Below are 17,050 nucleotides of genomic sequence, written 5' to 3' on the forward strand. Positions count from 1 at the left end.
GGCCCCGCCCGCGCCCGGCGGCCGGACGATGACCACCCCGAGGTTTGAGTGTTGGAGGCAGGAGTGACGGCCGTAGCCCCCAAGCCGATCGCGACGCGCCCGTACCCCGCGCGCGAGTCGGTCAAGGGTTCGTACCTGCTGCGGTTGTTCCGCACGACGGACCACAAGCAGATCGGGATCATGTACCTGGTCACGTCGTTCGCCTTCTTCATGGCGGGCGGCGCGATGGCCATGCTCATCCGCACCGAGCTGGCGCGGCCCGGGCAGCAGTTCCTGTCGCAGGAGCAGTACAACCAGCTGTTCACCATGCACGGCACGGTGATGCTGCTGCTGTACGCGACCCCGATCCTCTTCGGCTTCGCGAACTTCGTGCTCCCGCTGCAGATCGGCTCGCCGGACGTCGCGTTCCCGCGGTTGAACGCGTTCTCGTACTGGCTGTACCTCTTCGGCGGCCTGATCGTGCTGTCCGGCTTCCTGACCCCGGGTGGCGCCGCCGACTTCGGCTGGTTCGCCTACACCCCGCTGTCGGACGCGATCCACTCGCCGGGCGTCGGCGCGGACCTGTGGATCTCCGGCCTGGTGGTCTCCGGTCTCGGCACCATCCTCGGCGCGGTCAACATGGTCACCACCGTGGTCTGCCTGCGCGCGCCCGGCATGACGATGTACCGGATGCCGATCTTCACCTGGAACATCCTGGTGACGTCGATCCTGATCCTGCTCGCCTTCCCGATCCTGACCGCGGCCCTGATGGGCCTGCTGGCGGACCGGCACCTCGGGGCGCACGTGTTCGACCCCGAAAACGGCGGGGTGATCCTCTGGCAGCACCTGTTCTGGTTCTTCGGCCATCCCGAGGTCTACATCGTCGCGCTGCCGTTCTTCGGCATCGTCTCGGAGATCTTCCCGGTCTTCAGCCGCAAGCCGCTGTTCGGCTACAAGAGCCTGGTCTGGGCGACGCTGGCGATCGCGGCCCTCTCGGTCGCGGTGTGGGCGCACCACATGTACGCCACCGGCGCCGTGCTGCTGCCGTTCTTCTCCTTCATGACGTTCCTGATCGCCGTCCCGACCGGCATCAAGTTCTTCAACTGGATCGGCACGATGTGGAAGGGCCAGCTGTCCTTCGAGACGCCGATGATCTTCTCGATGGGCTTCATCGTCACGTTCCTCTTCGGCGGCCTGACCGGCATCATGCTGGCCGCGCCGGCGATCGACTTCCACGTGTCGGACAGCTACTTCGTCGTCGCGCACTTCCACTACGTGCTCTACGGCACGATCGTGTTCGCCACCTTCGCCGGCATCTACTTCTGGTTCCCGAAGATCACCGGCCGGATGATGGACGAGAAGCTCGGCAAGTGGCACTTCTGGACCACGTTCATCGGCTTCCACGGCACGTTCCTCGTCCAGCACTGGCTGGGCGCCGAGGGCATGCCGCGCCGGTACGCGGACTACCTGACCAGTGACGGCTTCACCACGCTGAACACGATCTCCACGATCGGCGCGTACATCCTCGGTGCCTCGACGCTGCCGTTCATCTGGAACGTCTTCAAGAGCTACCGGTACGGCGAGATCGTCACGGTGGACGACCCGTGGGGCTACGGCAACTCCCTCGAGTGGGCAACGTCGTGCCCGCCGCCGCGGCACAACTTCACCGAGCTGCCCCGGATCCGCTCCGAGCGGCCCGCGTTCGAGCTGCACTACCCGCACATGATCGAGCGCATCCACAACGAGGGCGAGATCGGCTTCTTCGGGAAGCAGCGGGTCAACAGCCACGCGGCCCCGTCGCAGGTGCTCACCGAAGCGGTGATCCCGGGAGACCACTCCGGGGACAACGCCAGCGAGCAAGGCGACAGGTAGCACCCTGATCGAGTGAGCGCGTGCCCGGCTTTTGTGAAGCCGGGCACGCGCTCTACTTATGTCCGCGCCCGGACCGGCAGACTGATCGTGCAGCGTTGCCGAACGAGGGATGACCAGTGACCCAGACCCCCGTCCTGATCACGACGACCGGCCCCGACAAGCCGGGTGTCTCGTCCGTGCTGTTCGCGGTGCTGACCCGCCACGACGTCGACGTGCTCGACGTCGAGCAGGTCGTCATCCGCGGGCAGCTCGTGCTCGGCGTGCTCGCCGGCGTGTATCGCGACCCGGAGGGCCTGCAGGAGTCCGTCGAGCAGGCGATGGCGTCCGTCGGCATGACGGTCGACGTCAAGATCGGCTCGGCCATCGGCGAGGACCCGTTCGCGCTCGGCCGCCGCGACTCCACCCACGTGCTGGTCGTGCTGGGCCGCCCGGTGACCGCGCGGGGCTTCTCGGAGGTCGCGCGCCGGCTCGCGTCGCTCGGCGCCAACATCGACGCGATCCGCAGCGTCGCCGACTACCCGGTGACCGGCCTGGAGCTGTACGTCTCGGTCGACCAGGACACCCCCGAGGCCGACGCCGCCCTGCGGCTGGAGCTCGCCGACGCGGCGGTCGAGGCGAGCGTTGACATCGCGGTGGAGCGGGCCGGGATCACGCGCCGGGCGAAGCGGCTGGTCGTCTTCGACGTCGACTCGACGCTCATCCAGGGCGAGGTCATCGAGATGCTGGGTGCGCACGCCGGGGTGGAGCCGGAGATCCGCGAGATCACCGAGGCGGCCATGCGTGGCGAGCTCAACTTCAGCGAGTCGCTGGAACGGCGGGTCGCGTTGCTGGAGGGCCTGTCCGCCACCGCGATCGACGAGGTCGCGGCGTCGATCGAGCTGACGCCGGGCGCCCGCACGACGATCCGCACGCTCAAGCGGATGGGGTTCAAGACCGGCGTCGTGTCCGGCGGGTTCACGCAGGTCATCGGCGGGCTGGTGGAAGAGCTGGGCCTGGACTTCGCGGCGGCGAACGAGCTCGAGATCGTGGACGGCAAGCTGACCGGCAAGGTCGTCGGCGAGGTGGTCGACCGGGCGGGCAAGGCGAAGGTGCTTCGCCGCTTCGCCGACGAGTACGACGTCCCGCTGGAGCAGTGCGTCGCGGTCGGGGACGGCGCCAACGACATCGACATGCTGTCGGCGGCCGGCATGGGCGTCGCGTTCAACGCCAAGCCCGCGCTGCGTGAAGTGGCCGACACCGCGCTCTCGCACCCGTACCTCGACGCCGTGCTGTTCGTGCTCGGCCTGACCCGCGGTGAGGTCGAGGCGGCCGATGCCGCCGACGGGCTCGAGCTGATGCGTCCGTGAGCAGCGTTCTCGACCCCCTGGGCGCCCGCTACGCCTACTGGCTGGGGCTCCCGGCCGAAGACACGTCGGACACCTCCGACGAGCTCCCGGAGGAAGTCCGGGCGATGCCGGTGATCCTGCGCATCGAACGGGCCGAGCCGCCCCGCCGCACACCGCTGCTGGAGGCCGCGGCGGCCGCCGCGCTGGCGGTCTGCCTCGACGAGCGCGCCGAGCCCGGCGGCGAGTGGGCCGAGCCGGTGCACGCGTGGCTGGACAACCGGATCCGCAAGGTCGCGCGGCGGGCGCGGGGCGCGCACTGGGCGGCCGTCCAGGACCTGCCGGGCATCACCGTCGAGATCGACGGTGCCGAGGCCCGGGCCCTGGTCCCGGGCTTGGTCGCCGAGGCGCCCAAGGAGGTCTCACGGCTGCAGATCTCGGGCAGCGAGCTGCCGCCGGACGAGCCGGGCCCGATCCCGGACGGCGTCCCGCTGCTCCTGCTCAACCCGCACGCGCCGATGACCGTCGGCAAGGCCGCCGCCCAGGTCGGGCACGCCACGATGATCCTCGCGGCGCTGCTGGACGACGCCGCGCTGTCGCGGTGGGCCGCACAGGGCTACCGGAGCGCCGTGCGCACGGCGAGCGTCGCGCGGTGGAAGGAACTGCACCCCGGGGACGACCCCGAGGGCGCGTGGCGGCGCGACCGCGTCGTCGCCGTCCGGGACGCCGGGTTCACCGAGGTCGATCCGGGCACCATCACGGTTCTTGCCCAGTGGGAGCCGGAACAAGCGCTTTCCTGAGCGGGTTGGAGCGGGCATGGGACTCGAAGTACAGCGCGACGGCAAGCACTCCTTCGTCGGCCGCAACGACCGTGGCGCGGAGGTCCGGCTGGGCCGCACCGGCGCGGAAGGGGCGTTCTCGCCCGCGGAGCTGCTGCAGATCGCGACCGCGGGCTGCAGCGCGGTGACCGCCGAGGAGCTGATCACGCGGCGGGTGGGCGAAGACGCGACGTTCCGCGTGACCGTCGGCGCCGATCGGCGTGAAGGTGCCTCGGAGCTGGACGCCGTGCACGTCGCTTTCGATGTCGACGTGTCGACTTTGGCGGCGGATCAGCGGGAAGCGCTGGCCGGTGCCGTGGACCGTGCGATCGAGCGGCTCTGCACCGTGAGCCGGACGCTCAAGAAGGGAATCCCGGTGACGGAAGAGTTCCCGGTCTAGTTCTCGCTGGATTCCCAGACCACGTAGGCCTGGTCGGCGTCGGTCGTCATGGCCTCGATGAACTTCTCGTTGTCGAAGCCGGGCAGGGCCTGCAGGCGCTCGATCAGCGCGTCGGCCGCCGGGTCGCCGCTCGGCACCGCCGTGCCGCGGCCGTCCGTGCCCACCAGCATGAAGAACACGTCTTCGTTCCACGGCCCGTCGGGGATCACGCGGACCATCACCGACGACAGGCCGGCCCACGTGACAGCTTCTTCGCTGCCGTCCGCGAGCCGCCGCCGCACGCCGGTGTCGTCGACACTGACGGTCCGGGACTGTGCGCTGGACGAATCCTGGGTCAACCGGTGCTCCCTTGCTGCGTCGGTGGGTTCACCGTACCGGGCGGTGTTGTGGACCGCGTCACGCGGGCGCGGCTGCGTCCAGCCGGCGCAGCGCGTCGCGGGCCACCTTCGGGTCCATCGTCGGCCAGAACGGCGGCAGCGAAGCACGGAGGAATCCGCCGTAGCGGGCGTTCGCCAGTCGCGAATCCAGCACCGCGACCACGCCGCGGTCGGTGACCGACCGGTGCAGCCGCCCGGTGCCCTGCGCCAGCAGGAGCGCCGCGTGCGTGGCCGCCACGGTGAGGAACCCGTTGCCGCCGCGGGCTTCCACCGCACGCTGCCGCGCCGAGGACACCGGGTCGTCCGGGCGCGGGAACGGGATCCGGTCGACCACCACGAGCTGCAGCGACGGCCCGGGGACGTCCACGCCCTGCCACAGGGACAGCGTGCCGAACAGGCACGTGCGGACGTCCTCGGAGAACTTCTGGACCAGCAGCGACGTCGCGTCTTCGCCCTGGCAGAGGATCGGGAAGTCGAGCCGCTCGCGCATCTCCTCGGCCGCCTGCTTGGCTGCCCGCATCGAGGAGAACAGCCCCAGTGTGCGCCCGCCTGCGGCCTCGACCAGCTCGGCCAGTTCGTCCATTGTGGACGAGGCGAGCCCGTCGCGGCCCGGCGGCGGCAGGTGCTTGGCCAGGTAGAGGATGCCGTTGCGCTGGTGGTCGAACGGCGAGCCGACGTCCAGCCCGGTCCACTTCGGGCCGGAGTCGGTGTCGGACGGCGCTTCCTTGTCCGTCGCCGCGCCCGGCGCCTTCTCGACGCGGGCCGAGCCCGGCGGGAGCCCCCACTGGCGCGCCATGGTGTCGAACGTGCCGCCCAGCGTCAGCGTCGCCGAAGTCAGGACCGTGGTGTGCAGGTTGAAGACGCGCTCGCGCAGCAGCCCGGCGACGCCCAGCGGCGCCACCTTCAGCGCCGGCGGCCGCGGGTTCGAGGAGTACTTGTCGCCGGAGAGCCAGACGACGTCGCGCTGGTGCGCCTGGTCGTCGTCGAACGCCTCCAGGAGCCGGACCGCGGTGTCGTGCACCTCGTCGAGCAGCGAGCGCGCCAGCTTGCGCGCGGTGGCGCCCTCGACGTCCTCCTTGCGGTCGGAGCCCAGCGCGGTGATGCACGCGTGCGCGGCGTCGCGGATCGCCGGGATCGCGCCCTTCAGCGGCCTCGGCAGCTCGTCCATCCGGCCCGGCGGCAGGTCGTCGACGATCAGGGCCAGGCCGTCACCCGCTTCCAGCAGGCCGTCGGCGACGTCGGCGTCGATCAGCTTGCCGCAGCGGCGGGCGGCCGACGCGCACATCGCGCTGGTCAGCTCGCCGGTGGCGACCGAGGTGACGCGGTCGACGAGGTCGTGCGCCTCGTCGATGATCACCACGTCGTGGTCCGGCAGGACCTGGTAGCCCTGCAGGGCGTCGATCGCCAGCAGCGCGTGGTTGGTGACGATGATGTCGGCGCGGCCGGCCTCGGCGCGGGCTTTCTCGGCGAAGCAGTCCGTGCCGATCGGACAGCGCGAAGCGCCGAGACATTCCTTCGCCGTCACGGACACCTGGCGCCACGCCTGGTCGGTGACCCCCGGGACGAGCTCGTCGCGGTCGCCGGTTTCGGTGTCCGACGCCCACTCCCGCAGCCGCGTGACCTCCTTGCCCAGCCGTGACACCGCGAACGGGTCGAAGAGCTGGGCGTCCTCCGGCTCGTCCGGCGCGCCGGAGTCCAGGCGGTGCAGGCACATGTAGTTGCGGCGGCCCTTGAGGATCGCGAAGGTCGGTTCGCGGCCCAGCGGCTTCTTCAGCGCCTTCGCCAGGCGCGGGAGGTCGCGGTCGACGAGCTGGCGCTGCAGCGCGATCGTCGCCGTGGAGACCACGACGGTGGCCTCCTTCTCGACGGCGTGGCGGATCGCGGGAACGAGGTAGGCCAAGGACTTGCCGGTGCCGGTGCCGGCTTGCACGGCCAGGTGCTCGCCGGTGCGGATCGCGCGGCCGACGGCCTGGGCCATCTCGACCTGCCCTGGGCGTTCGGCACCCCCGACGGACTCCACCGCGTGGGTGAGGAGCTCGAGGACGCCGGGGAAATCAGTTCGGGCGGGCACAGCGACACATTAGCCGCCGGGGCCGACAGGATCGGTGATCCGTCGCGAACGGGCCACTCGCGCCGGGTGCCGGGAACGCCGAAGGGGACCTCACGAGCGTGAAGTCCCCTTCGGCGAACCGTCAGTCTTCGGAACGGCGGCCCGAGACCAGTTTCCAGGTCAGCGGCAGCAGCCCGGCGGCCACGACGATCTTGACCGCGTCGCCGACCAGGAACGGCGTCACGCCCTTGGCGAACGCCGTCGACAGGTCGAAGCCGGTCGAGGCCATCAGCCACGGCACGCCGAACGCGTAGATCACCAGGTTGCCGAGCACCATGGTGCCCGCGGTGCGCACCGGTGTGCGGTCGCCGCCGCGGCCGGCGAGGGCGCCGACGAGCGCGCCGGCGAACACGAAGCCGACGATGTAGCCCGCGCTCGCGCCGGACAGGCCCGCGGTGCCGTGCTGGAACCACGGCACGCCGACCGCGCCGACCAGCAGGTACACCAGCATCGACGCGGCACCGCGCGACATGCCGAGCGAAGCGCCGACGAGCAGCGCGGCGAACGTCTGGCCGGTCATCGGCACCGGGCTGCCCGGCACCGGGATCGTCAGCTGCGCGGCGGCGCCGGTGAGCACGGCACCGCCGGCGACCAGCGCGATGTCCCGGACGAGGGAACCGGGTACGAGGTCGGCCAGCACGGGCCGCTTGCCGGCGAAGGACAGCGAAGACACGAAACCTCCCTGGGTGAACGGGCGACGCCCTGACGTTAACGCTCGTTACCCCGGGAAAACCCCGGAAGTTGCGTTCCTCACCGGCCACCCGTCCGGGTGGACCCGATCAGGGACGGCACCGGGCCTGCCGATGACGAAGAGGGTAACTGCGAACTGTCACGACAACCGTGGAGGCCGGTGCATGCGAACCGCCAGGAAGAGGACATTCCGGTTGCTGGCGGTGACGACGCTGGCCGCCCCGCTCCTGGTGGCCGCCGCGCCGGTCACGTCCACCGGATGGGCGTCTTCCGGCTCGGTCGACGTGACCGTCGACAACGAGCACGTCGTGACCGGCGAACTGGCGAAGTGCACCGTCGACGGCCCCTACAGCGCGCAGACGCAGGGCGGCGCGACCGGCGACATCGCGGTGTTCGGGTTCGGCGAGACCGGCTGCGGGCGCTCGGACGCGGTGTCCGTCGCGCAGGCGTCCGGGCACCGGTTCGAAGCCACCGTGCTCAAGCGCTACGGCGGCCCGGCGCTGTCGGTGCGCACCTACTCGGCGAAGTGCGCCACGACGGCCACCGGGAGCCTCGGCGAGGTCTCGATCGGCACGGTCGAGGGGATCACCGTGCCCCCGCAGATCCCGCCGAACGACCGGATCGTCATCCCGGGCGGCCCCGCGGGCACCGCGCTCGCGACGGTGATCCTCAACGAGACCGTGACGCCGCAGCCGCCGGACGGCAGCCTGGTGACGCACGCGGTGCACATCGAGCTGTTCCCGCAGGGCGGCCCGGCGAGCGGGGACGTCTACCTGGGCACGGCAGCCTGCGACCCGTTCGGGAAGAAGTAGCTACGCCGTCGTGAAGCGGGCAGCCGCCGCGACGAACTCGCCGGCCCGGGTCGCCAGGTCCGGCAGGCTGCCGCTCGGCGCGAGCGCGTCGCCCAGCAACGGCGTCGCCGCGGCGACCGCGATCGCGCCCGCGCGCAGGTAGCCCTCGACGTCGGCCAGGTGGACGCCGCCGGTCGGGACCAGCGGGACGTCCGGCAGCGGGGCCCGGACCGCGCGCAGGTAGGCGACCCCGCCCACGGCGGCGACCGGGAACACCTTCACCGCGGCCGCGCCGAGGCGCCACGCCTGGTCGATCTCGGTCGGCGTCAGCGCGCCGCAGATCACCGGGGTCTCCAGCTCGGCGGCGCGTTCGAGGACCGCCGGGTTGACCGTCGGCGTGATCAGGTACGCGGCGCCGGCGTCGACCGCGGTGTCCACATCGGACGGTTCGCGGACGCTGCCGGCGCCGATCAGCGCGTCCCCGCCGAGCGCCAGGCGCAGCGCGGTGATGGCCGCGGGCGCGCCCGGCGTCGTCAGCGTCGCTTCGAGCAGGCGGATGCCCGCCGCGTGCAGCACCATCGCCGCGTCGGCGAACCGCGACGCGTCCGAGGCCCGCAGGATCGCGACGAGCCGGTGTTCGGCCAGCGAAGCCTGCAGGTCCTTCACCCCGCGGACCCGACGAACGCCGTCCCGGAGTAGGTGACGCCCGCCTTGTCGAAGTCCTCGATCGTCGCGTCCACCGTCGGCTGCGAGCCGCCGACCGTCAGATCCAGCAGGACGCGCACGCCGAAGCCCGCCTTCGCCGCGTCGAGCGCCGTCGCGCGGACGCAGAAGTCCGTTGCGATGCCGACGACGTCGACGTCGGTGACGTCGTGCTCGCGCAGCCACGCCTCCAGGGACTTCCCGTCGCGCGACGCGCCTTCGAAACCGGAGTACGCGGCGCTGTACTCGCCCTTGGAGAACACTTCGACGATCGGGACGACGTCGAGCGCGGGGTGGAACGACGCGCCCGGCGTGCCGGCGACGCAGTGCACCGGCCAGCTGTCCTTGAAGTCGGGCGTCTCGCTGAAGTGGGCGCCCGGGTCGATGTGGTTGTCCCGGGTGGCCACGACGTGGCTGTACCCGCCTTCGGCTGCCTGCTTCGAGATGGCGGCGGCCGCGGCGGCCCCGCCCGGCAGGCCGAGCGAACCCCCTTCGCAGAAGTCGTTCTGCACGTCCACCACGATCAGCGCGGTTCCCATACCGGACTCCGTTTCAGAGACAGCGTCGTTCAGAAAAACTGCGTCGGGATAGCGGGCTCGCCGTGCGAGAGCTTGAGGCCCTCCCACGGCAGGCTGACCAGGCCGCGGCGCAGCCGTTGCCTGGCGTCGTCGAGCGTAGGCAGGTCCGCCTCCGCGCGGCCAGCGCGGATCAGCGGGATCTGCAGCAGCCGGTCGTTCTCCTCCGGCTCGGGCGCGGCGCCGGCCGCGGTCCAGACGACCTCTTCGACCGCCGTGCCGGTGCCGCGGTGGCGCCGCAGCGCGGACTTGCGGCCGCCGCGGGACTCCTTGTGCGCGCTGCGCTTGGCGACCGGCTTGCCGTCCACCTCGACCAGCTTGTAGACCATCCCGGCGGTCGGCGCGCCGGACCCGGTGACGACCGACGTCCCGACGCCGTACGCGTCCACGGGCTCCGCGCGCAGCGCCGCGATGGCGTGCTCGTCGAGGTCGCCGGAGACGACGATCCGGGTGTCCTTCGCCCCGAGGGAGTCCAGCTGCTCGCGGGCGCGGCGGGCGAGCGGGCCGACGTCGCCCGAGTCGATCCGGATCGCGCCCAGCTCCGGGCCGGCGACGCGGACCGCGGTCTCGATGCCGGCGGTGATGTCGTAGGTGTCGACCAGCAGCGTCGTGTCCGCGCCCATCTTCTGGACCTGCGCGCGGAACGCCGCTTCTTCGCTGTCGTGCAGCAACATGAAGGCGTGCGCGACGGTGCCGCGGGTCGGGATGCCGTAGCGGCGCCCGGCTTCGAGGTTGGACGTCGTCGCGAAGCCGGCCAGATAGGCGGCGCGGGCCGCGGCGACGGCCGCGTACTCGTGCGTGCGGCGCCCGCCCATCTCGATGATCGGCCGGCCGTGCGCGGCGCCGGACATCCGGGCCGCCGCGGACGCGATCGCGCTGTCGTGGTTGAGGATCGACAGCACCAGCGTCTCCAGCAGCACGCACTCGCCGAACGTGCCGGTGACCGTGAGCAGCGGCGAGCCCGGGAAGTACAGCTCGCCCTCGGGGTAGCCGTCGACGTCACCGGAGAACTCGTAGTCGGCGAGCCAGGACAGCGTCGCGTCGTCGACGACCGCGGTGGCCTCCAGCTGCGCCAGCTCGGCGTCGGTGAAGCGGAAGTCCGCGATCGCGTCCAGGACGCGGGCGGTCCCCGCGACGACGCCGTAGCGGCGTCCGTCCGGCAGGCGCCGGGCAAACACCTCGAACACGCAGGGCCGCTCCGCCGTCCCGTCGGCGAGCGCGCTGCCCAGCATGGTCAGCTCGTAGTGGTCGGTGAGCAGCGCAGTGCTGGCCGTGGCCGGCTCCGGTGAACCCATGGGGTAAGCCTATTCACCCACATGGCCGGACCTGGCGCGGCGTACCCCGTGCGCCCCGTGACACCATGGGGTGCATGTCCACGCCTGTCGCAGCCGAGCAGACGCAGGTCGAGCCGGTCGGGGCCGAGGTCGCCGAGTCGGACACCCCCTGGCGGACCGTGGTCTGGAACGACCCGGTGAACCTGATGTCGTACGTCACGTACGTCTTCCAGAAGCTGTTCGGCTACAGCCGCGACCACGCCACCAAGCTGATGCTGGACGTGCACCAGAAGGGCAAGGCGATCGTGTCGTCCGGCAGCAAGGAGAAGGTGGAGACGGACGTGGCGAAACTCCACGCGGCGGGCCTGTGGGCCACCATGGAGCAGCCCTCGTGAACGGTTGGCGGCGCAAGGGCGCGGTGATCCACGCGGGCTTCGAGCAGCAGGAAGCGGCCGTGCTGCGCGGTCTCGTCAGCCAGCTCGAGGACATGCTCACCGCGCGCGCCGAAGAGGCGCCGCAGGACGAGCTCGCCGAGCTGACCGGCATCCGGACCGGCCCGTCGGAGTCCCCGGACGACCCGGTGCTGTCCCGGCTGCTCCCGGACTTCCACCGGCTCGACCCGGACAACCCGACCCGCGAGGACCTCGACTCAGCCGCGGCCATGCGCTCGCTGCACGAGCCGGAGCTGCTGGACCTCAAGGTCGGCGTGGCCAAGATCGTGCTCGACACGCTGCCCCGCGACGGCGGCCACGTCCGGCTCACCGAGGAGCAGGCCGACGCCTGGCTGGGCGCGCTCAACGACGTCCGGCTGGCGCTCGGCACCGCGCTCGACGTCACCGAGGACATGCCCGACGAGCTGCCGGAAGACGACCCGCGGGCCCCGCACCTCGGCGTCTACCACTGGCTGACCTGGGTGCAGGAGACGCTGATCCAGGCGCTGACCGGATGATCACCGACGTATCCGGTGTCCTCGTCGGGCACCACGAGCGGGTCGGCGACGGCTGGGCCACCGGGACGACGGTGGTCCTGGTGCCCGACGGCGCGGTCGGCGCGGTCGACCAGCGCGGTGGCGCGCCCGGCACGCGGGAGACGAACCTGCTGGAGCCGGAGAACCTGGTGCAGCGGGTCAACGCGATCTGCCTGTCGGGCGGAAGCGCGTACGGGCTGGCCGCGGCCGACGGCGTCATGCGGTGGCTCGCCGAGCGGAACCTGGGGTTCCCGGTCGGCAGGCAGCCCCACGAGGTGGTGCCGATCGTGCCCGCGGCCGTGCTGTTCGACCTGCCGCGCAGCGAGTGGGGCAACCGGCCCGACGCGTCCTTCGGTTATGCGGCCTGCGACGCGGCTTCCCCGGGCCCCGTCACGCAGGGCACGGTCGGGGCGGGCGCGGGTGCGGCCGTCGGGTCCCTGAAGGGCGGCATCGGCACGGCGAGCGAGGTCGTCGGCGAGTACACGGTCGGGGCACTGGCGGCGGTCAACGCGGCCGGTGAGGCCGTGGATTTGACGACCGGCCGGGCGTACGCGGCCGACCACGGCGACTTCGGCGTGACGTGGCCTTCGCGAGCCGCCTCGCTGCCTTCTCGCCCGACCGACCTGAACACGACGATCGGCGTGGTCGCGGTGGACGCGGCGCTGTCGAAGGCCGAGGCGCGACGGCTGGCGGTGGCGGCCCAGGACGGGCTGGCGCGCGCGGTCCGCCCGGCCCACACGATGTTCGACGGCGACACGGTGTTCGCGCTGGCCACGGGGGCTCGCGAGCTGCCGGACGCGAGCGGCCCGTTCGGCGCGGCGGCGCGTCCGGCGGCGTTGGACGCACTCTGCTCGGCGGCGGCGCGGGTGTTCGCGCGGGCGATGGTGCACGGTCTCCTGGCGGCGACCACGGCCGGCGGGGTGCCGGCCTACCGCGACGTCTGGCCGGAAGCGTTCGGCTGAATTCCCTGGTGAGCAGTACGTCTCATCATCTGGACAGCTTGTGTCCACCACCTAAGATGTCGGTGTGCTCCGGATCCGCCGTGAACTCGTCGACGAGATCGTCGCCCATGCCCGCCGTGACCACCCCGACGAGGCGTGCGGCGTCATCGCCGGGCCCGAAGGGTCCGACTCGCCCGAGCGGTTCATCCCGATGCTGAACGCCGCCCGGTCGCCGACGTTCTACGAGTTCGACTCCGGCGACCTGCTGAAGCTCTACCGCGAGATGGCCGCCAACGACGAGGTGCCCGTGGTGATCTACCACTCGCACACCGCGACCGAGGCCTACCCGTCGCGGACCGACGCGAACATCGCGGCCGAGCCGGACGCGCACTACGTGCTCGTCTCCACCCGCGACCCCGAAGTGCACGAGTTCCGGTCCTACCGGATCGTGGACGCCGAGATCACCGAGGAGCCGGTCGAGATCGTCGGCTGAGCCCGCTCGGAACAAACCGCGCGCCGAAGGCGTCTGCGTCTAGGAAACCACCGGAGGTAAGAACCCATGGCCGTGACCGTCTCCATCCCGACGATCCTGCGCACCCACACCGGCGGCGAGAAGTCCGTCGAGGCGAAGGGCGCGACCGTCCTCGAGGTCATCGACGACGTCGAGTCGCGGCACGCCGGCCTCAAGGCGCGCCTGGTGAAGGAGGAGAAGCTGCACCGCTTCATCAACGTCTACGTCAACGACGAGGACGTGCGCTTCGCCGGCGGGCTCGAGGCCGAGGTCAAGGACGGCGACACCCTGACCATCCTCCCCGCCGTGGCCGGTGGCTGATCGATGGCTCGCTTCGAGTCCCTGCTCGACGCGCTCGGCGGCACCCCGCTGGTCGGGCTGCCCCGGCTCTCGCCGACGCACGACGTGCGCCTCTGGGCGAAGCTGGAGGACCGCAACCCGACCGGCTCGATCAAGGACCGCCCCGCGCTGGCCATGATCGAAGCCGCCGAGCGTGAAGGCAAGCTGCGGCGCGGCTCCACGATCCTGGAGCCGACGTCGGGCAACACCGGCATCTCGCTGGCCATGGCCGCCAAGCTCAAGGGCTACGGGCTGGTCTGCGTCATGCCCGAGAACACCTCCACCGAGCGCAAGCAGCTGCTGCAGGCCTACGGCGCGCGGATCGTGTTCTCCCCGGCCGCGGGCGGCTCGAACGAGGCCGTCCGGCGGGCCAAGGAGCTGTCCGAGGCCAACCCGGACTGGGTGATGCTCTACCAGTACGGCAACCCGGCCAACGCCGAGGCGCACTACCGCGGCACCGGGCCCGAGCTGCTCAAGGACCTGCCGACGCTGACGCACTTCGTCGGCGGCCTCGGCACGACCGGGACGCTGGTCGGCGTCGGCCGGTACCTGCACGAGGCGAAGCCGGACGTCCAGGTCATCGCGGCCGAGCCCCGCTACGGCGAGTTGGTGTACGGGCTGCGCAACCTCGACGAGGGGTTCGTCCCGGAGTTGTACGACCCGTCGGTGCTCAACGGCCGGTTCTCGGTCGGTGCGTACGACGCCTTGCGGCGGACTCGAGAGCTGCTGGAGCACGAAGGCATCTTCGCCGGGATTTCGACGGGCGCGGTGCTGCACGCGGCCTTGGCGGTGGCCGAGAAGGCCGCGGCCCGGGGTGAGACCGCCGACGTGGCTTTCGTCGTCGCGGACGCCGGGTGGAAGTACCTGTCGACCGGGGCTTACGCCGGGTCGCTCGACGAGGCCGCCGAACGGCTCGACGGGCAGCTCTGGGCCTGAGTCACTCGGCTTTCCAGAGTTCGGGGAGGGCGAGGTCGACGCCGTCGGCCTCGGCCAGCCGCTCGAAGGTGGCCATCGTCGCTCCCAGGTCGTCGAACATCTTCGGCAGCAGCTTCAGCGGCTTGGACAGCGGGCGCCAGAAGGCGTCCCAGTGGATCGGGCGGACGATTTGCGGGTGGAGCGCGCCGACCGTCTCCCGCCAGTACTGCTCCCGCCACTCCTCGGTCTGCTTGCCGGCTTCTCCCACGCCGAGGTAGACGACGTCCGCGGAGTAACCGGCGAGCGCTCCGGGCACGAAGTTCGCCGATGCGTGGACCACGACGCTGCCCGCCGCGTGCGCAATGTGGAACGAGTAGCACCGCCCGGTCTTGAAATCCTTCGCCTTGGCCGGCAGCCGCACCGGCTCGGTGATCTCACCCGGCACCCGGTCGCCGGCGCTGTGCTCGGTCTCGACCGGCGTCACCGTGAAGGCGCCGAACTCCACCGGCCGGCCGGGCACCAGCTCTTGGAACGGTTCGGCGGCCAGGCCGTAGCCCTCCTGGACCTTCCGGGTCGACGGCGAACCGGCCAGCGTCGCACCGGTCAGCTCGGCGACGACCGGCGCGTCGAGCACGTGGTCCACGTGCGAATGCGCCACCAGGACGGCATCGAGCTTCGCTACGCCGAGCCGACGCAAGGCCTCGTCGATCCGGCCGCGGTCCGGCGCCACGCGCGTCGCCATCTTCAGCAGGGACGGCCGCGAGAAGAAACCGTCGACCAGGACCGCCGAGTTCCCGTCGGTGACCAGGACGTTCGACACCCCGGCGAAAGCCGTGCGCAGTTCGGGCATGCTGACATCATGAAGGTCATCGGGCTGCTGGGCGGGATGAGCTGGGAATCGTCGATCGAGTACTACCGGCTCGTCAACGAACGGGTGAAAACCCTGCTCGGTGGCTTCCACTCCGCCCACTCCGTGCTCTACTCCGTCGACTTCGCCGCCATCGAGCGGATGCAGGCCGAGGGGCGCTGGGACGACGCCGGCGCGGAGCTCAACCGCGCCGCTCGCGCGCTGGAAGCCGCCGGCGCCGACTTCGTCGTGCTCTGCACCAACACCATGCACAAGGTCGCCGACCGGCTCGAGGACGGCCTCGGCATCCCGCTGCTGCACCTCGGCGACGCCACCGCCGCGGCCATCAAGGCCGCCGGCATCCGGCGGGTCGGGCTGCTGGGCACCGGGTTCACCATGGGACAGCCGTTCTACCGCGACCGGCTCGCCGCGCATGGGCTCGACGTGCTCGTGCCCGGCGAAGAAGACCGTGACCTGGTGCACCGGGTCATCTACGACGAACTGGTGCTCGGTGTCGTCAAGCCCGAGTCCCGCGAGGCCTACCGCGGCGTGATCGGGCGGCTCGTCGAGGCGGGCGCCGAGGGCGTGATCTACGGCTGCACCGAGATCGAGCTGCTCGTCGGCCCGGAGGACGCGCCGGTGCCGACGTTCCCCACGACCCGCCTGCACGCCGACGCCGCCGTCGACTTCGCGCTGGGCAAGACCCCGCTGCCCGCGCCGCCCGCCTGAGTCACACGGCGACCACCGGCCCGCCGCTCGCGTGGGCCTCGTGCTGCGCCACGACCTGCCGCCACAGCCGCTCGCGCTCCTCGGCCGTGAACAGGTCCGGGGTGACGCCGAAGACGTCCGCCGCGGCCGTCCACCACTCCGACGGCGACTCGACGACCTCCTTGGTGCCGTGGCGGTTCAGCGTCCGCGCGCGCAGCGTGTCGACGCCCGCCGCGTCCCGGCGCTGCAGCACGCAGACCCGCACGAACCCGGACTCCGGCGACGTCGACAGCCACGCGTGCTTCGCCGCGAAGTCGCCCATCTCCGCCGCGCCCGGCGCGAAGTCGAAGCCGGCGAAGCTGCCCGACGGGTCGTGGTCGAACCGCCAGCCGCCCGGCGCCACCTCCGACGGCCGCAGCCGGTAGGTGTGCGGGCCCTGGGTGTACGAGCCTTCCCGTAGGGGGAGCGGCTGGTGGATGCCGTCGCCGAGGCCCGCGTCCACCAGCCACGTCGTCTCCGGGTCGTCCGGCAGGCCGGAGACGGTCAGCGCCAGGTGGTTGCGGTCGATGTTCGGCACGTCGCCCGGACCGCCCTGCACCCCGCCGAGGTGGCGCGTGACCTGGTAACCGAGCTCGCGCAGCAAGGCCGAAAAGGCGCCGTTCAAGTGGTAGCAGTACCCGCCGCGGCCGCGCAGGATCCGCGCGAGCGACGCCGACGGCTCCAGCGGCGTCGGCCGCCCGAGCTGGATCTCCAGCGCCTCGTACGGCACGCGCTCGACCTGCGCCGCGTGCAGGCGCCGCAACGCGGCGACGCTCGGCGGCTCCGCGTCGAGGCCGAGCCGCTCCAGGTATCCGTCAACGTCGAAGTTCCCCATGCCGCAGACGTTAGCGGCAGGCACCGACAAAAGCCCGG

Annotated in this window: 20 protein-coding genes; 12 read left to right on the top strand and 8 right to left on the bottom strand. The window is 71.7% G+C overall.

Features of this window, described 5'->3' with window-relative positions; genetic code table 11:
• Positions 1-63 precede the first annotated feature (63 nt).
• The 4 genes from ctaD (at position 64) to OG738_RS19405 (ending at position 4,391) form a co-directional block, all read left to right on the top strand.
• Positions 64-1,851, top strand: a complete 1,788-nt coding sequence (gene ctaD, locus OG738_RS19390) for an aa3-type cytochrome oxidase subunit I (RefSeq protein ID WP_329055765.1) — start codon at positions 64-66, stop codon at positions 1,849-1,851.
• A 116-nt stretch (positions 1,852-1,967) separates the two neighbouring features.
• Complete coding sequence (gene serB / locus OG738_RS19395) at positions 1,968-3,197, top strand: phosphoserine phosphatase SerB (RefSeq protein ID WP_329055767.1); 1,230 nt, start codon at positions 1,968-1,970, stop codon at positions 3,195-3,197.
• A complete protein-coding gene (locus tag OG738_RS19400; protein WP_329055769.1) occupies positions 3,194-3,973 on the top strand; it encodes a peptidyl-tRNA hydrolase in 780 nt (259 codons plus the stop codon). The genes serB and OG738_RS19400 overlap by 4 nt, the downstream gene beginning before the upstream one ends.
• A gap of 16 nt (positions 3,974-3,989) precedes the next feature.
• Positions 3,990-4,391, top strand: coding sequence for an OsmC family protein (locus OG738_RS19405; protein WP_329055770.1), 402 nt, complete (start codon positions 3,990-3,992; stop codon positions 4,389-4,391).
• Here the strand turns inward: OG738_RS19405 and OG738_RS19410 are convergent.
• The 3 genes from OG738_RS19410 to OG738_RS19420 all read right to left on the bottom strand — a co-directional run bounded on the left by OG738_RS19410 (position 4,388) and on the right by OG738_RS19420 (position 7,551).
• On the bottom strand, positions 4,388-4,729 hold the full coding sequence (locus tag OG738_RS19410; protein WP_329055772.1) for a hypothetical protein: 342 nt from the start codon (positions 4,727-4,729) through the stop codon (positions 4,388-4,390). The two genes, OG738_RS19405 and OG738_RS19410, sit on opposite strands and share 4 nt — an antisense overlap.
• Before the next feature lie 58 nt (positions 4,730-4,787).
• Positions 4,788-6,839, bottom strand: coding sequence for an ATP-dependent DNA helicase (locus OG738_RS19415; RefSeq protein ID WP_329055773.1), 2,052 nt, complete (start codon positions 6,837-6,839; stop codon positions 4,788-4,790).
• Between the two features lie 121 nt (positions 6,840-6,960).
• The gene (locus OG738_RS19420) at positions 6,961-7,551 is read right to left on the bottom strand and encodes a biotin transporter BioY (RefSeq protein WP_329055774.1); all 591 of its coding nucleotides are present in this window, start codon (positions 7,549-7,551) and stop codon (positions 6,961-6,963) included.
• Between the two features lie 211 nt (positions 7,552-7,762).
• Here OG738_RS19420 and OG738_RS19425 point away from each other — a divergent pair, with 211 nt between their 5' ends.
• A complete protein-coding gene (locus tag OG738_RS19425) occupies positions 7,763-8,380 on the top strand; it encodes a choice-of-anchor P family protein (RefSeq protein WP_329056759.1) in 618 nt (205 codons plus the stop codon).
• On the opposite strand, the gene OG738_RS19430 is transcribed toward OG738_RS19425, so the two are convergent.
• The 3 genes from OG738_RS19430 to OG738_RS19440 are packed head-to-tail and all read right to left on the bottom strand — an operon-like array spanning position 8,381 to position 10,931.
• Positions 8,381-9,025 carry a bifunctional 4-hydroxy-2-oxoglutarate aldolase/2-dehydro-3-deoxy-phosphogluconate aldolase gene (locus OG738_RS19430; RefSeq protein ID WP_329055775.1) on the bottom strand — a complete coding sequence of 215 codons (645 nt, stop codon included), beginning with the start codon at positions 9,023-9,025 and terminating at the stop codon, positions 8,381-8,383. It lies immediately after the preceding gene.
• Positions 9,022-9,600 (bottom strand): isochorismatase family protein, encoded by a 579-nt coding sequence (locus OG738_RS19435; RefSeq protein ID WP_329055776.1) that lies wholly within the window; start codon positions 9,598-9,600, stop codon positions 9,022-9,024. The genes OG738_RS19430 and OG738_RS19435 overlap by 4 nt, the downstream gene beginning before the upstream one ends.
• 29 nt (positions 9,601-9,629) lie before the next feature.
• Positions 9,630-10,931 carry a nicotinate phosphoribosyltransferase gene (locus tag OG738_RS19440; protein WP_329055778.1) on the bottom strand — a complete coding sequence of 434 codons (1,302 nt, stop codon included), beginning with the start codon at positions 10,929-10,931 and terminating at the stop codon, positions 9,630-9,632.
• 74 nt (positions 10,932-11,005) lie between these two features.
• Between OG738_RS19440 and clpS the strand changes: the two genes are divergently transcribed.
• From clpS to OG738_RS19470, 6 genes are all read left to right on the top strand, one after another.
• Positions 11,006-11,305, top strand: coding sequence for an ATP-dependent Clp protease adapter ClpS (clpS, locus tag OG738_RS19445; protein ID WP_329055780.1), 300 nt, complete (start codon positions 11,006-11,008; stop codon positions 11,303-11,305).
• Positions 11,302-11,859: a DUF2017 domain-containing protein gene (locus tag OG738_RS19450; RefSeq protein ID WP_329055782.1), complete on the top strand. Its 558-nt coding sequence runs from the start codon at positions 11,302-11,304 to the stop codon at positions 11,857-11,859. The genes clpS and OG738_RS19450 overlap by 4 nt, the downstream gene beginning before the upstream one ends.
• Positions 11,856-12,839, top strand: a complete 984-nt coding sequence (locus OG738_RS19455) for a P1 family peptidase (protein ID WP_329055784.1) — start codon at positions 11,856-11,858, stop codon at positions 12,837-12,839. Before OG738_RS19450 ends, OG738_RS19455 begins: the two co-directional genes overlap by 4 nt.
• A gap of 64 nt (positions 12,840-12,903) precedes the next feature.
• Entirely contained in the window at positions 12,904-13,311 is a 408-nt protein-coding gene (locus OG738_RS19460; protein WP_093948156.1) for a Mov34/MPN/PAD-1 family protein, read from the top strand.
• A 66-nt stretch (positions 13,312-13,377) separates the two neighbouring features.
• Positions 13,378-13,650 (top strand): MoaD/ThiS family protein, encoded by a 273-nt coding sequence (locus OG738_RS19465; RefSeq protein WP_176175260.1) that lies wholly within the window; start codon positions 13,378-13,380, stop codon positions 13,648-13,650.
• Positions 13,651-13,653: 3 nt separating this feature from the next.
• Positions 13,654-14,604 carry a PLP-dependent cysteine synthase family protein gene (locus OG738_RS19470; protein ID WP_329055789.1) on the top strand — a complete coding sequence of 317 codons (951 nt, stop codon included), beginning with the start codon at positions 13,654-13,656 and terminating at the stop codon, positions 14,602-14,604.
• Position 14,605: 1 nt separating this feature from the next.
• Here OG738_RS19470 and OG738_RS19475 read toward each other — a convergent pair whose 3' ends face one another.
• Positions 14,606-15,433, bottom strand: coding sequence for an MBL fold metallo-hydrolase (locus OG738_RS19475; RefSeq protein WP_329055791.1), 828 nt, complete (start codon positions 15,431-15,433; stop codon positions 14,606-14,608).
• 9 nt (positions 15,434-15,442) lie between these two features.
• On the opposite strand from OG738_RS19475, the gene OG738_RS19480 reads away from it, so the two are divergent.
• Positions 15,443-16,159, top strand: coding sequence for an aspartate/glutamate racemase family protein (locus OG738_RS19480; protein ID WP_329055792.1), 717 nt, complete (start codon positions 15,443-15,445; stop codon positions 16,157-16,159).
• A gap of 1 nt (position 16,160) precedes the next feature.
• Here the strand turns inward: OG738_RS19480 and OG738_RS19485 are convergent, their stop codons facing one another.
• Positions 16,161-17,012, bottom strand: coding sequence for an arylamine N-acetyltransferase family protein (locus OG738_RS19485; RefSeq protein ID WP_329055794.1), 852 nt, complete (start codon positions 17,010-17,012; stop codon positions 16,161-16,163).
• Between the last annotated feature and the right edge of the window lie 38 nt (positions 17,013-17,050).

The organism is Amycolatopsis sp. NBC_01488 (genome assembly GCF_036227105.1).
Lineage (GTDB): Bacteria > Actinomycetota > Actinomycetes > Mycobacteriales > Pseudonocardiaceae > Amycolatopsis.

What these genes read in the sequence shown, in the direction of transcription:
- OG738_RS19405 (WP_329055770.1), top strand. Translation starts at nt 3,990, where the DNA reads ATGGGACTCGAAGTACAGCGCGACGGCAAGCACTCCTTCGTCGGCCGC.
- OG738_RS19435 (WP_329055776.1), bottom strand. Translation starts at nt 9,600, where the DNA reads ATGGGAACCGCGCTGATCGTGGTGGACGTGCAGAACGACTTCTGCGAA.
- OG738_RS19440 (WP_329055778.1), bottom strand. Translation starts at nt 10,931, where the DNA reads ATGGGTTCACCGGAGCCGGCCACGGCCAGCACTGCGCTGCTCACCGAC.
- clpS (WP_329055780.1), top strand. Translation starts at nt 11,006, where the DNA reads ATGTCCACGCCTGTCGCAGCCGAGCAGACGCAGGTCGAGCCGGTCGGG.
- OG738_RS19455 (WP_329055784.1), top strand. Translation starts at nt 11,856, where the DNA reads ATGATCACCGACGTATCCGGTGTCCTCGTCGGGCACCACGAGCGGGTC.
- OG738_RS19465 (WP_176175260.1), top strand. Translation starts at nt 13,378, where the DNA reads ATGGCCGTGACCGTCTCCATCCCGACGATCCTGCGCACCCACACCGGC.
- OG738_RS19470 (WP_329055789.1), top strand. Translation starts at nt 13,654, where the DNA reads ATGGCTCGCTTCGAGTCCCTGCTCGACGCGCTCGGCGGCACCCCGCTG.
- OG738_RS19475 (WP_329055791.1), bottom strand. Translation starts at nt 15,433, where the DNA reads ATGCCCGAACTGCGCACGGCTTTCGCCGGGGTGTCGAACGTCCTGGTC.
- OG738_RS19480 (WP_329055792.1), top strand. Translation starts at nt 15,443, where the DNA reads ATGAAGGTCATCGGGCTGCTGGGCGGGATGAGCTGGGAATCGTCGATC.
- OG738_RS19485 (WP_329055794.1), bottom strand. Translation starts at nt 17,012, where the DNA reads ATGGGGAACTTCGACGTTGACGGATACCTGGAGCGGCTCGGCCTCGAC.